Annotated in this window: 12 protein-coding genes; 4 read left to right on the forward strand and 8 right to left on the reverse strand. The window is 71.8% G+C overall.

Annotation, left to right across the window (positions count from 1 at the left end):
• Positions 1-42: 42 nt before the first annotated feature.
• The 4 genes from K304_RS29310 to glpX all read right to left on the reverse strand — a co-directional run bounded on the left by K304_RS29310 (position 43) and on the right by glpX (position 5,139).
• Positions 43-2,682, reverse strand: coding sequence for a SpoIIE family protein phosphatase (locus tag K304_RS29310; RefSeq protein WP_486591686.1), 2,640 nt, complete (start codon positions 2,680-2,682; stop codon positions 43-45).
• Positions 2,683-2,770: 88 nt separating this feature from the next.
• Positions 2,771-2,986 carry a hypothetical protein gene (locus K304_RS34085; protein WP_027764512.1) on the reverse strand — a complete coding sequence of 72 codons (216 nt, stop codon included), beginning with the start codon at positions 2,984-2,986 and terminating at the stop codon, positions 2,771-2,773.
• A 178-nt stretch (positions 2,987-3,164) separates the two neighbouring features.
• Positions 3,165-3,920 carry a GntR family transcriptional regulator gene (locus K304_RS0115650; RefSeq protein WP_027764513.1) on the reverse strand — a complete coding sequence of 252 codons (756 nt, stop codon included), beginning with the start codon at positions 3,918-3,920 and terminating at the stop codon, positions 3,165-3,167.
• A 184-nt stretch (positions 3,921-4,104) separates the two neighbouring features.
• Entirely contained in the window at positions 4,105-5,139 is a 1,035-nt protein-coding gene (glpX, locus tag K304_RS0115655) for a class II fructose-bisphosphatase (protein ID WP_027764514.1), read from the reverse strand.
• Positions 5,140-5,435: 296 nt separating this feature from the next.
• On the opposite strand from glpX, the gene K304_RS0115660 reads away from it, so the two are divergent.
• Positions 5,436-5,978, forward strand: coding sequence for a DUF4245 family protein (locus K304_RS0115660; protein WP_027764515.1), 543 nt, complete (start codon positions 5,436-5,438; stop codon positions 5,976-5,978).
• Between the two features lie 33 nt (positions 5,979-6,011).
• Here K304_RS0115660 and K304_RS0115665 read toward each other — a convergent pair whose 3' ends face one another.
• From K304_RS0115665 to xseA, 3 genes are all read right to left on the reverse strand, one after another.
• Positions 6,012-6,605, reverse strand: coding sequence for a malonic semialdehyde reductase (locus tag K304_RS0115665; RefSeq protein ID WP_027764516.1), 594 nt, complete (start codon positions 6,603-6,605; stop codon positions 6,012-6,014).
• A gap of 72 nt (positions 6,606-6,677) precedes the next feature.
• A complete protein-coding gene (locus K304_RS29315; protein ID WP_051308499.1) occupies positions 6,678-6,986 on the reverse strand; it encodes an exodeoxyribonuclease VII small subunit in 309 nt (102 codons plus the stop codon).
• A 9-nt stretch (positions 6,987-6,995) separates the two neighbouring features.
• A complete protein-coding gene (gene xseA / locus K304_RS0115675) occupies positions 6,996-8,252 on the reverse strand; it encodes an exodeoxyribonuclease VII large subunit (RefSeq protein ID WP_027764517.1) in 1,257 nt (418 codons plus the stop codon).
• Positions 8,253-8,294: 42 nt separating this feature from the next.
• On the opposite strand from xseA, the gene K304_RS0115680 reads away from it, so the two are divergent.
• Positions 8,295-9,287 carry a 4-hydroxy-3-methylbut-2-enyl diphosphate reductase gene (locus K304_RS0115680; protein ID WP_199779617.1) on the forward strand — a complete coding sequence of 331 codons (993 nt, stop codon included), beginning with the start codon at positions 8,295-8,297 and terminating at the stop codon, positions 9,285-9,287.
• A gap of 96 nt (positions 9,288-9,383) precedes the next feature.
• On the opposite strand, the gene K304_RS29320 is transcribed toward K304_RS0115680, so the two are convergent.
• Positions 9,384-9,983, reverse strand: coding sequence for a DUF6542 domain-containing protein (locus K304_RS29320; protein WP_106965601.1), 600 nt, complete (start codon positions 9,981-9,983; stop codon positions 9,384-9,386).
• Positions 9,984-10,312: 329 nt separating this feature from the next.
• On the opposite strand from K304_RS29320, the gene ychF reads away from it, so the two are divergent.
• A complete protein-coding gene (gene ychF / locus K304_RS0115690) occupies positions 10,313-11,401 on the forward strand; it encodes a redox-regulated ATPase YchF (RefSeq protein WP_027764519.1) in 1,089 nt (362 codons plus the stop codon).
• A 237-nt stretch (positions 11,402-11,638) separates the two neighbouring features.
• Positions 11,639-12,456 (forward strand): IS5 family transposase gene (locus K304_RS32945; RefSeq protein ID WP_106965602.1). Its coding sequence is split into 2 segments (ribosomal slippage): positions 11,639-11,981 and positions 11,981-12,456, totalling 819 coding nucleotides; the frame shifts between segments, so codons are not numbered across the junction.
• The last annotated feature ends 11 nt before the right edge of the window (positions 12,457-12,467 follow it).

Consider the following 12,467-nt stretch of genomic DNA (forward strand, 5'->3'; position numbering starts at 1 on the left):
CCGTCCTGCTCGACCCCCCGTTCGCAGGGTCCTTGATGTCTCCTAACCAGGCAGCGGGAGCTCGAACCAGACTGTTTTCCCCAGCGGGCCGTGGCGGGTCCCCCACCTGCGGGATTCCCGGGCGACCAACTGGATGCCGCGGCCGCCCTCGTCCTCCTCGGTGGCGCTGCGCGGCTGCGGCGGGTCGGGCAGCGGGTCGGAGACCTCGACCAGCAGCGAACCCCCGCGGACCATGCGGACACCGATCGGTCCATGCGCGTAGCGGAGCGAATTGGTGACCAGTTCGCTGACCAACAGCTCGGTGCTGTCGATGAGTTCGTGCAGGTTCCAGTCCCGCAGGGTGTCGCGGACGACCGAGCGGGCACGGCGCACCGCGTAGCTCTCGGCGGAGAACGTCCAGGAGGCGGCGCTGCCTTCGGGAAGGCCGCCGAGCTGCGCCATGAGCAGCGCCGCGTCGTCGGCCGGCACCGACGGCGAGGCGGACCGGGAACGGTGCGGCTCGTCCCCGAGACGGACGGCTCCGGCGAACGCACCGCGGGAGCCGTCGCCGCGGGCGCCGCTGGAAGCGCGGGTGGCGACGACGGCGTCGCAGGCGTCATCGAGTGAGGGCGCCGGCGTACGGGCGCAGAGCAGGTCGCGGAGGCGTTCGATGCCGTCGGTGATGTCCTCGCCGCGGTTCTCGATCAGGCCGTCGGTGTAGAGGACGAGCACCGCGCCGTCCTCCACCTCCAGTTCGGTGGTCTCGAAGTGCACGCCGCCGACGCCCAGCGGCGCCCCGGACGGCAGGTCGAGGACCCGGGACCGCCAGCCTCCCTCCGGTCCGGGCATCAGGAGCAGGGGCGGCACGTGTCCGGCCTTGGCGAGGTGGCAGCGGCGGGTGGTGGGGTCGTAGACGGCGTAGAGGGCGGTGGCCAGCAGGGGGTCGTCGGGCCCGGGCGCGAGGTCGTCGGCCAGGTCGTTGACGCGGCGCAGCAGTTCGTCCGGCGGCAGGTCCAGGCCGGCCAGCGTGCGGACGGCGGTGCGGAGCCGGCCCATGGTCGCGGCGGCCCGCAGACCGTGCCCGGTGACGTCGCCGACGACGAGCGCGACCCGGCCGCCCGCCAGCGGGATGACGTCGAACCAGTCCCCACCGACCTCGGTGCCGCTGCTGCCGGGCACGTACCGGTAGGCGACCTGCACGCCCGGCGGCGAGGGCACGGACTGCGGCAGCAGGGTCCGTTGCAGCATCAGGGCGCCCTCGCGCTCACGGGCGTAGAGGCGCGCGTTGTCCAGGGAGGTGCCGGCCCGGTCTGCCAGCTCCATGGCGAGCGCCAGGTCGTCGTGGTCGAAGGGGTCGCTCTCCGTGGCGCGGCTGACGACCAGCAGGCCCAGCACGATGCCGCGGGCGCGGAGCGGGACCACCATCAGCGAGTGGATGCCCAGGTCCAGCGCGGCGACGACCTTGGGGTCGTCGGCGTAGGTCGCGGCGCGCAACTCCTCCTGGGAGGTGATGAGGTGGGGGGCGCCGGTGGAGAGGGTGCGGCCGAAGTAGGAGCCGGACTCGAAGGCGATGTCCTGGCCGACGCGGAGCATCCGGCGCACCGACGGGCCGCGGTCGCGGGCGGCGACGCCCAGCTGGAGCAGGGGAGTGCCGGAGGTGGGTGTACGACCGGGCAGGTCACCGCCGTGCGCCAGGTTGCCGACGAGCATCACGCCCGCGTAGTCGGCGAAGCGCGGGACCAGGGCGGTGGCCAGGGCCTGGGCGATGTTGCGGACGTCGAGGAAGTCGCCGAGGGCGACGCCGACGTGGTCGAGGAGAGCGAGACGCTGCCGGGCCCGTTCGATCTTCTCCAGGGCGTCGCGGCGCTCGGAGACGTCCATCACGGCGCAGCTGAGGCCGAGGACGTGACCGAAGTCGTCGGTGAGGCGGCTGTAGGACACCGACCGTGCGCCGATGCCGTCGGGGGCGTTGGTGACCAGGTCGATGACCGAGCGGCCGGTGCGGAGCACGGTGGACTGCACCTGGGTGATCTCCTCGGCCATGCCGGGCGGCAGCACGTCGTGCACGGTCTTGCCGAGGTGTTCCCCGGCGGGAACGCCGTTGAGCCGGGCCAGGGCCTCGTTGACGCGGACGTAGCGCAGTTCGGTGTCGAAGAGTCCGATGCCGAGCGGGGAGGAGCCGAAGAGGGCGTGCAGGGCGGCGAGGTCGTGGTCGATGGCGCGGAGCTGGCCGACGTCGGCCAGGCTGAGCGCGACGTAGGGGGCCGCGGCGCCGTCGGAGAGCAGGAACGCACGGCTCTCCACGGTGACCGGGTGGCCTTCGGCGTGGTGGACGCGGAGGATGCCGCGCCAGCGGCGTTCGCGGCGCAGGCAGGCGAAGATGTCCTCGGCCTGCTGCTCGGGGCTCCTGCCCTCGAAGGGGTGCAGGAACGTTTCGACGGGCTTGCCGACGAGGCGGCCGGGGAGCCAGCCGAGGATCTCCTCCGCCGTGCCGCTCCACAGCATGACGCGGCGTCGGGTGTCGAGAATGACGACCCCGAGCCGGAGTGTGTCCAGCAGGGAGGACATCGCTTCGTTGGGTGAGACGCCGCGCGGGCGCCCCGGAGCCGCACCGAGCGCGTCACCCCCGTCCGCGGGCGCGGCGCGGACACCGTCGCGCGTCGTTTCGCTGTTCACGCCCTCCGGTCCCGCGGTCTCTGCCACGCCGCCCACGTCCCTGATCGGGTATCCGCCCTGGCCGGACATCCTGGCCAAGTGAGACTAATCTCTACATACCCGATTCTGCACGTGCTCAGCCTCGCGCACCGCTCCCGCCGTCGCGCGATTCCACCAGGTAGGCGCCCGCGTCCGCGCCGGAGGTCACCGTGCCGGATTCCAGCCGGTCGGCGACCTGCTCGGCCTCGTCACGAGTGGCGTAGCTTCCCACGCGGTACCGGTTGCCGAGGCCGTCCTGGCGTATGAGCAGCCAGGGCAGTACGGCACCGCCGTCACCGTTCGCATTCCGCATATGCCAAAGCCTATAACCCGCCTCTCACGCACCGCATTCATCATGGCACCAAGGGCGAACGTTTTCGGCCGCTCGTTCGGACTTCTCCCCGTTTCCCCTCCTGCTCCTGCTCCTGCGCGTCTCCTGAGCCGGTCTCCCTGCTCTGCGGCAAAGCCCTCGGCTCCGCGCCTCGCGGGCCTCAGCCCACGGGCATCCGGTACGCGAGCCGGAAACGACCGGAGGGCACCACGACGTCCGCCGTCTCGACCGGGCGCCCACCCGCGTAGAACGTGCGGTGCGCGACCAGCACGATCTGGCCGGGAACGCCGCCCAGCGCCACCGCTTCGTCGGCGAGGCAGGGCCGCGCGCCGACCTCCTCCGCGACGTTGTCCACCACCACGTCGACACCCGCCATGCGTTCGACCACTCCGCGTCCGCCCAGCGGCCCCTCCTCGGGCAGCATCACCGGAGTGCGGCCGGTGACCGTGAGCGGCTCCCAGGAGGTGGAGAGCATCACCGGCTCCCCCTCCTCGCGGAAGAGGTAGCGGGTGCGCATGACCCGCGCTCCGGGCTGCACGCCGAGCCGCTCCGCCGTACCCGGAGACGCCTCCTCCTGCTCGCTGTACGCCTCCCAGGTGCCCTTGACCTCGTCGTCCCCCTGCTCCTGCCGGAACGGGCCGGACTCACTCCCCGGCACCCGGTAGCCGGTGCGGACGACGCGGCGCGGCACCGGGTGCTCACGGACGTACGTCCCCGAGCCGGAGCGGCCCTCCACCAGCCCCTCCGCCATCAGCACCTTCCGTGCCTCCAGCGCCACCGTGTCGGAGACGCCGTACTGCTCCCGGATGCGGGCCTGGGACGGCAGACGGGTGTGCGCCGGAAGGCTCCCGTCGACGATCTGCTGCCGGAGATCGCCGGCGACGCGCAGGTATGCGGGCTGCTCACCGAATGCCACGTACCCTCCCGGGGTTTGACCGTGAGCAACAGCTTGGCAACCGTGGGTCGCAGCGCGCAATATCCGGCCAAGGATTCACCCGAAGTGATGAACCCCAGCTCAGAGGCCCGGAGAGGACGGCGGAGCGGCCGGAGAGTGGGCGGTTGTCGGGGGCCGGAGGGCCGGGGAGTCAGGAGGCCGGGCGTCAGCGGGCCCGGTCGAAGTCGACCGCGCTGTAGGCGCGGAGCTTCGCCAGCCGGTGGGTGGAGTCGATCTGCCGGATGGTGCCCGACTTGGACCGCATCACCAGCGACTGCGTGTAAGCGGTCTCCGCGCGGTAGCGCACCCCGCGCAGCAGGTCCCCGTCGGTGATGCCGGTGGCGACGAAGAACACGTTGTCGCCACGGACCAGGTCGTCGGTCTCCAGCACCCGGTCCAGGTCGTGACCGGCGTCCAGCGCACGCTGCTTCTCCGCCTCGTCCTTCGGCCACAGCTTGCCCTGGAGCGTGCCGCCGAGGCACTTGATCGCACAGGCCGCGATGATGCCCTCGGGGGTGCCGCCGACGCCCAGCAGCATGTCCACACCGGTACCCTCGCGCACCGCCATGATGGCGCCGGCCACGTCGCCGTCCGAGATGAACTTGATCCGCGCGCCCGACTCGCGGATCTCCTTGACGATGCCCTCGTGCCGCGGCCGGTCCAGGACCACGACCGTGACGTCCTCCGGCGCCAGCCCCTTGGCCTTGGCCACCCGGCGCACGTTGACCGAGGCCGGCGCGTTGATGTCGACGAACTCCGCCGCTTCCGGACCGGTGACCAGCTTGTCCATGTAGAAGACGGCCGACGGGTCGAACATCGCGCCGCGCTCGGCGACCGCCAGCACGGACACGGCGTTCCCCATGCCCTTGGCCGTCAGCGTCGTGCCGTCCACCGGGTCCACGGCGACGTCGCACTCCGCACCGTGCCCGTCGCCGACGCGCTCGCCGTTGAACAGCATCGGCGCCTCGTCCTTCTCGCCCTCGCCGATGACCACCACGCCGTTCATCGCCACGGTCGAGACCAGGGTCCGCATGGCCTTCACCGCGGCGCCGTCCGCGCCGTTCTTGTCGCCGCGCCCGACCCAGCGCCCCGAGGCCATCGCCCCGGCCTCGGTGACACGGACCAGTTCCAGGGCGAGGTTGCGGTCCGGCGCCTCGGGGCCGGGCTCGAGCTGTTCGGGCAGGTGGTGGTGTTCCGTCATCGGAGCGCACCTTTCTGTACGGCGACGGCCGTGGACGAGGGTTCCCCCGACTCTATACAGGCACTCGAAAGAGTGAGCGGCATGGCCCACGTTTGAGCGCTCTCCGGGCGGGCGGCGTCCGAGTGCCCCCGCCTCGGGTGTTCTCCCCCGCCGGAATGCCTCTTTCGCCCCGGGGCGCCCCGCCCTGCCGGCCGGGACGCCTCGGCGGCCCGGGGCGCGGCGCCGACCGGGACGCCCCCGGGCACTCGGGCCGCCCCGGTCTCGGGCCGCCGAGGGCCGTGAGAGACCATGGCGGGGTGGCAGCAGAGAAGAAGCGCGGCACCCAGACGATCCGGGACATGGTGTTCTCGGTCGCCGTGGTCGCCCTCGCCGCTGGGGTGATCTACCTGTTCATCCCGCACGACGGGAGCAAGGACCCGGTCCGGGTGGTCGACTACTCGGTCGAGGTGAAGACGGCCTCCCGCGCGGCGCCGTACCCGATCGCCACCCCGGAGGGGCTTGGGCAGGAGTGGCGCGCCACCTCGGTCCGGTACGAGGGGACGGGCGGCGACGGAGCCGCGTGGCACCTGGGCTTCATGGCACCGGGCAACGAGTACGCCGCCGTGGAGCAGAGCGACGCGGACCCCCGGGGATTCGTCGACGACGTGACGTACGGCGCCGAGAAGACCGGCCGGACCGTGCGCATCGAGGGCGAGACGTGGACGCGGTACGCGGGCGAGAAGTACGACGCGCTGGTGCGCGTCCAGCAGGACGTGACGACCGTGGTCACCGGCACGGCACCCGCGAAGCAGCTCGAACGGCTGGCTGCGGCGCTCGAGCCCCGCACCGCGAAGAGCTGACGCCCGGACTCGCCGTCGCCGCGCGGCGACGGGTCAGACCGTCGTGACGGCCTCGGCCGCCGCGAGGCGCGGGTTGCGCGGGCGATAGGCGTCCGGCCCGGGGCGGCCGATGTTCACCACCAGCAGCACCTTCTGCCGCCCGTCGCCGAAGAACTCCTTGTCGACGCCGTCCGCGTCGAAGCCGGTCATCGGGCCGGCGGCGAGACCCGCCGCCCGGACTCCGAGCAGGAAGTAACCGGCCTGGAGCGTGGCGTTGAAGGTTCCCGCCGCCTCCCGCGGCCCCTGCTCGGAGAAGTGGGCGTCCTTGATGTGCGGCGCCGACGGGAGCAGTTCCGGCAGGCGCTCGTGGAAGCGCAGGTCCACGGAGAGGATCGCGGTCATCGGGGCGGTGGCCGTCCGGGGCCGGTTGCCCTCCGCCATCTGCGCCACCAGGCGCTTCCGGGCCTCCGCGCTCTGTACCAGCGTGATCCGCAGCGGCGACTGGTTGAAGGCCGTCGGCGCCAGTTTGATCAGGTCGTAGACCGCCGCGATCTGCTCCTCGTCCACCGGTTCGCCGGTGAACGTGTGGGCGGTGTGGGCCTCACGGAACAGCAGGTCCTGAGCGGTCGGGTCGAGGGCGAGTGCCATGGTGCGAAGCCTCACGTGCGGGGGTCGTCGGTTCGGACGCTCCCGTCACCGTAGGAAACCTTGAAACTTCAATCAAACGTTCTCGGTGTCCTCTTCGTCACCCTCGCCCCGTCCGGCCCCGTCGTCGGAGGCGCCCGCCGCGTCCTCGGCCTCGGCGCCCGCGTTCCCGGCCTCCCCCTCGGCGCCGCCCAGCACCGCGTCCAGCCGCGCCCGCGCGCCCTCCAGCCACTCCCGGCAGATCCGGGCCAGCTCCTCGCCCCGCTCCCACAGGGCCAGCGACTCCTCCAGCGTCGAGCCGCCCGCCTCCAGCCGCTGGACCACCTCCACCAGCTCACCGCGGGCCTGTTCGTAGCTCAGCGGGGATTCCTGCGTCTGCGTCATGCCGACAGGCTAAGCGCCCTCACCGACACCGCCCGCGCCGCCCGCGTCCGCACCGCCGGCCGCGTCCACGGTGACCCCGAACGCGCCCTCCGCGACGCGCGCCCGCAGCGCCTCCCCCGGCGCCACCTCGGCGGGCTTGCGCACCACGCCGCCGTCCGCCCGCTGGAGCACGGCGTACCCGCGCTCCAGCGTCGCGGCCGGCGACAGCGCGACCACCCGCGCCCGGGTGTGCGTCAGATCGTCCTCCGCCCGGTCCAGCCGGTGCCCGAAGCAGCGGCGGGCGCGCCCGAGCAGCATCGCCACGTCCTCCTCCCGGTCCTCCAGCAGCACGTGCGGGTCGGCCATCGCGGGACGGCTGCACACGTCGGCCAGCCCGCGTTCCTCCCGCTCCAGGAACCCGGCCATCACCCGCCACGCCCGCTCGCGCAGCGCCCGTACGCGCTCCCGTTCCTCGCCCACGTCCGGCACCGTGCGCTTGGCCGCGTCGGTGGGCGTGGACGCCCGCAGATCGGCCACCAGGTCCAGCAGCGGCGCGTCCCGCTCGTGCCCGATCGCGGACACCACCGGCGTACGGCAGGCCGCGACCGCGCGGACCAGGCCCTCGTCCGAGAAGGGCAACAGGTCCTCCAGGCTGCCGCCGCCGCGCGCGACGATGATCAGGTCCACCTCCGGGTCGGCGTCCAGCGCCCGCACCGCCTCGGTGACCTGCGGCACCGCGTGCACGCCCTGCACGGCCACCTGCCGCACGTCGAAACGCACCGCCGGCCAGCGGAGCGCGGCGTTCCGGAGCACGTCCCGCTCGGCGTCCGACGCGCGGCCGGTCACCAGGCCGATCCGCTGCGGCAGGAACGGCAGCGGCCGCTTGCGGTCCGCGTCGAACAGGCCCTCCGCACCCAGCGTCCGCCGCAACTGCTCCAGCCGCACCAGCAGCTCGCCCACGCCCACCGGCCGTATGTCGGTCGCCCGCAGCGACAGCGAGCCGCGCGGCGCGTACCACGACGGCTTGGCGTACACCACGACGCGCGCGCCCTGCGTGACGGTGTCCCCCACACGGTCGAAGACGTCCGGCGGGCACACCACGGACAGCGAGACCTCCTGCGACGGGTCACGCAGCGTCAGATACACCCAGCTCTGCCGCGAACGGCGATTGAGCTGCGTGATCTGGCCCTCCACCCACACCGCGCCCAGCCGGTGGACCCACTGCCCGATGAGCTGCGAGATCTTCCCGACCGTCACCGGAGTCTCGGCCGTCGTCTGGAGTGCCATGCCGACGAGGCTACGGGGTCCCGCCGACAGGCCGCCCGTACGATGGGGGTCATGACTGCAACGCCTGCCCGCGACCGCCGCGTCCTGCTCGCCGCCCCCCGTGGGTACTGCGCCGGCGTGGACCGCGCCGTCATCGCCGTCGAGAAGGCCCTCGAACAGTACGGCGCCCCGATCTACGTGCGGCACGAGATCGTCCACAACAAGTACGTCGTGCAGACCCTGGAGAGGAAGGGCGCCGTCTTCGTCGAGGAGACCGAGGAGGTCCCCGAGGGCGAGATCGTCATCTTCTCCGCGCACGGTGTCGCCCCCGTCGTCCACGAGGAGGCCGAGCGCGGCAAGCTGGCCACCATCGACGCCACGTGCCCGCTGGTCACCAAGGTGCACAAGGAGGCCGTCCGGTACGCCAAGGAGGACTACGACATCCTCCTCATCGGCCACGACGGCCACGAGGAGGTCATCGGCACCAGCGGCGAGGCCCCCGAGCACATCACCCTCGTCGACGGCCCCGACGACGTGCGGAACGTGGAGGTGCGCGACCCCGACAAGGTCGTCTGGCTGTCCCAGACCACTCTTTCGGTGGACGAGACGATGGAGACGGTCGACGCGATCAAGGGCCGCTATCCGAACCTGCTCAGCCCGCCCAGCGACGACATCTGCTATGCCACGCAGAACCGGCAGACCGCGATCAAGAAGGTCGCCGCCGAGGCCGACCTGGTCCTCGTCGTCGGCTCGAAGAACTCCTCCAACTCGGTGCGCCTGGTCGAGACGGCCCTCGCGCACGGCGCCAAGGACGGCCACTTGGTCGACAACGCCTCCGAGATCGACGAGACCTGGCTCGAGGGCGTCACCACGGTCGGCCTCTCCTCCGGCGCCTCCGTGCCGGACGTCCTGGTCGACGGCGTGCTGGAGTGGCTCCAGGAGCGCGGCTGGGAGGACGTCGAGCTGGTGCAGCCGGTCGAGGAGCACATGCAGTTCTCCCTCCCCAAGGAGCTGCGCCGCGACCTGCGGTCCGAGGCCGCCGACAAGGTCCGCTGACGCGGACCGCGCACGCGGCGAGCGGACGCCGACGGGCAGACTCCGGCCCCCGCAGTCCGCACGCCGCCCCGCCCGCGAACGTCCGCGCCCCGGCCGTCAGCCCGCCTGCGGGCGGCGGGCGGGCCGGCCGCGACGGACGGCGCGGCCCACTCCCGCGGGCGAACCGACGGGCGCCTGTGCGCCCAGCGCGGTGGCGCCCGCCGGCAGCGCGTCGAAGCCCGCGCCGTTCTCGGCACGCTCCGCACGCCGGCGCGCGGCGTCCAGCCCGCGCCGCACCAGCACGATCAGCCCGGCCAGCAGCGTGCCCCCGTACACCCAGGCGGCCTCCGTCGACAGGCCGGTGAACAGCCCCATCATCACCCCGGCGAAGCCGCCCGACCCCGGACTGACGAACAGCAGCCCGGCCGTGAACGCGAGCGGCGCCGCGACGGGCGCGGCGTACAGCTCCGCGGGCCGCACCCAGCACGCGCCGGCAGCGGCCACCATCAGGAAGCACACGCCGTAGCTCGGCCGGTGCCCCTCCAGCAGCAGCGCGTCCAGCGCCCCGAGCAGCAGCATCAGCACCACCACGAGCACGCCGACGCCCAGCGCCGTCAGCCTCGGCCGGGGCAGCCGCTCCACGGCCTCGGCCAGGCGTCCACGGCGGGCGAACCGCCCGGTGGGCCCGCCTCCGGGCGGCCTGCGCAGCTCTCGCATGAACCTCGCCTCTCCGCTCAGGCTCCGCTGATCCAATCCATCACGGTAGGCACGTTCTCCCCCGCCACGCCCGCACAGACACGCACGGGCGCACCTTCATCCCCCAGTTCGATGGCCGTGGCCACGGGCCCGTGGCATCGTTGGGGCGGGACGGCGGTGTTCGGCCATATGACTGCACCGCTTCCGGAGGCAGCAGTGGGCTCGGCAGCTCGGTCTTCCCGTCCCCGGACGGGCGTCCGCATCCGTAGCAGGGCGCCCGTAGACTGGTGGACTGGCCCGCACCCCACCGGGCCGTCGAAGCCACCCACACTGCTACGGGAAGTCGCCACGTGTCGCTCACGATCGGAATCGTCGGCCTGCCGAACGTCGGCAAGTCGACGCTGTTCAACGCCCTGACCAAGAACGACGTGCTGGCGGCGAACTACCCGTTCGCCACCATCGACCCGCACGTGGGCGTCGTCGGCCTCCCGGACGCGCGGCTGGACAAGCTGGCCGAGCTGTTCTCCTCCCAGAAGGTCATCCCGGCCAACGTCGACTTCGTCGACATCGCCGGCATCGTGCGCGGCGCCAGCAAGGGCGAAGGGCTGGGCAACCAGTTCCTGCACAACATCCGCGAGTCGGACGCGATCTGCCAGGTCATCCGCGCCTTCAAGGACGACAACGTCATCCACGTCGACGGCAAGGTCTCCCCCGCGGACGACATCGAGACGATCAACACCGAGCTGATCCTCGCCGACCTCCAGACCGTCGAGAAGGTCCTTCCCCGGCTGGAGAAGGAGGCCCGGATCAAGAAGGACAAGCAGGCGCAGGTCAAGGCCGTGCAGGAGGCCCAGGCGATCCTGGAGGACGGCCGCACGCTGTTCTCCGCCGGCATCCGCCAGGGCACCGAGGCCGCCGAGCCGCTGCACGAGCTGCACCTGCTCACGACGAAGCCGTTCATCTACGTCTTCAACGTCGACGAGGACGAGCTGACCGACGACGCCTTCAAGGACGAGCAGCGCGCCCTGGTCGCCCCGGCCGAGGCCGTCTTCCTCAACGCCAAGCTGGAGGCCGACCTCGCCGAGCTGGACGAGGAGGACGCCGTGGAGCTCCTCCAGTCCGTCGGCCAGCACGAGCCCGGCCTCGCCACCCTCGCCCGCGTCGGCTTCGACACCCTCGGCCTGCAGACCTACCTCACGGCCGGCCCCAAGGAGTCCCGCGCCTGGACCATCGCGAAGGGCGCCACCGCCCCGGAGGCGGCCGGCGTGATCCACACCGACTTCCAGAAGGGCTTCATCAAGGCCGAGGTCATCTCCTTCGAGGACCTCGTCGAGACCGGCTCCGTCGCCGAGGCCCGCGCCAAGGGCAAGGCCCGCATGGAGGGCAAGGACTACACCATGCAGGACGGCGACGTCGTGGAGTTCCGCTTCAATGTCTAGCCGGTGACATAACACCACTTCGTTGATCTGGCAAACATGCAGGTCAAATGGGGTCTAACTCTTCGGAGTCAGACCCCTTGATTCTTACCGTGCTGGATAGGTGCTGGATTTTCTGACCTCTCGTCACCTGTCATCACGCCTGCTCATCGATACCGTGCTGGATCCGTGTCGGATGCTGCCGTTCTGGATAGACGCCTTAGACCGTGTCCTATGTGGTGAGGCGTCGTTGAGCTGGTCATGGGGCGGGGTAGGTGGAGTTGGATCGTTCCGGACGGGTTGTGGGAGATCGCGAAGCCGCTGATCCCTCCCTCGCGGGTCCGGCCGCAGGGCGGCGGGGCGCCGGACACGCCTGATGAGACGGTGTTCGCCGCCATCATCTACGTCCTGGTCAGCGGATGTGCCTGGCGGGCGTTACCGCCGTGCTTCGGCATATCGAAGTCCACCGCCCACCGGCGGTTCCTCATCTGGTCGCGTGCGGGGGTGTGGGGCCGGCTACATAAGGAGATTCTGCGGCGCCTGGATGACGCCGACCTGCTCGACGTCTCACGCGTCGTCCTCGACTCCGCCCACGTCAGGGCCAAAAAGGGGGCGAACACACAGGTCCGAGTCCCGTGGACCGCGGCAAGCCGGGTTCCAAGATGCACATCCTGTCGGACGGGAACGGACTGCCCCTCCTCGTCGGCGTCTCGGCCGCCAACGTCCACGACAGCCGCGCCTTGAAGCCCATGGTCGCCGGCCACCAAACGAGACACGACCCTCACCGCGGCCGCCATCTCAAGCCCCGGCGCCTGCACGCAGACAAGGCGTACGACGTCCCTGAACTGCGGCGTTGGGTACGCGGCAAACGCATCGGCGTTCGCATCGCCCGCAAGGGCATCGACTCCAGCGAACGCCTCGGCCGCCGACGATGGGTCATCGAACGCACCATGTCCTGGCTGACCGGCTATCGCCGCCTCAACCACCGCTACGAGCGACATCCCCGCAACTACCTGGCCTTCCTCGGCCTCGCCGCCGCCCTCTGCTGCTACAAACGACTCGCCCGCCTCACCACATAGGACACGGTCTT

The sequence above is a fragment of the Streptomyces sp. CNS606 genome (assembly GCF_000426325.1).

Excerpts from the sequence above, each read along its gene's own strand:
- K304_RS34085 (WP_027764512.1), bottom strand. The coding sequence starts at position 2,986 with ATGCGGAATGCGAACGGTGACGGCGGTGCCGTACTGCCCTGGCTGCTC.
- glpX (WP_027764514.1), bottom strand. The coding sequence starts at position 5,139 with ATGACGGAACACCACCACCTGCCCGAACAGCTCGAGCCCGGCCCCGAG.
- K304_RS0115665 (WP_027764516.1), bottom strand. The coding sequence starts at position 6,605 with ATGGCACTCGCCCTCGACCCGACCGCTCAGGACCTGCTGTTCCGTGAG.
- K304_RS29315 (WP_051308499.1), bottom strand. The coding sequence starts at position 6,986 with ATGACGCAGACGCAGGAATCCCCGCTGAGCTACGAACAGGCCCGCGGT.
- xseA (WP_027764517.1), bottom strand. The coding sequence starts at position 8,252 with ATGGCACTCCAGACGACGGCCGAGACTCCGGTGACGGTCGGGAAGATC.
- K304_RS0115680 (WP_199779617.1), top strand. The coding sequence starts at position 8,295 with ATGGGGGTCATGACTGCAACGCCTGCCCGCGACCGCCGCGTCCTGCTC.
- K304_RS29320 (WP_106965601.1), bottom strand. The coding sequence starts at position 9,983 with ATGCGAGAGCTGCGCAGGCCGCCCGGAGGCGGGCCCACCGGGCGGTTC.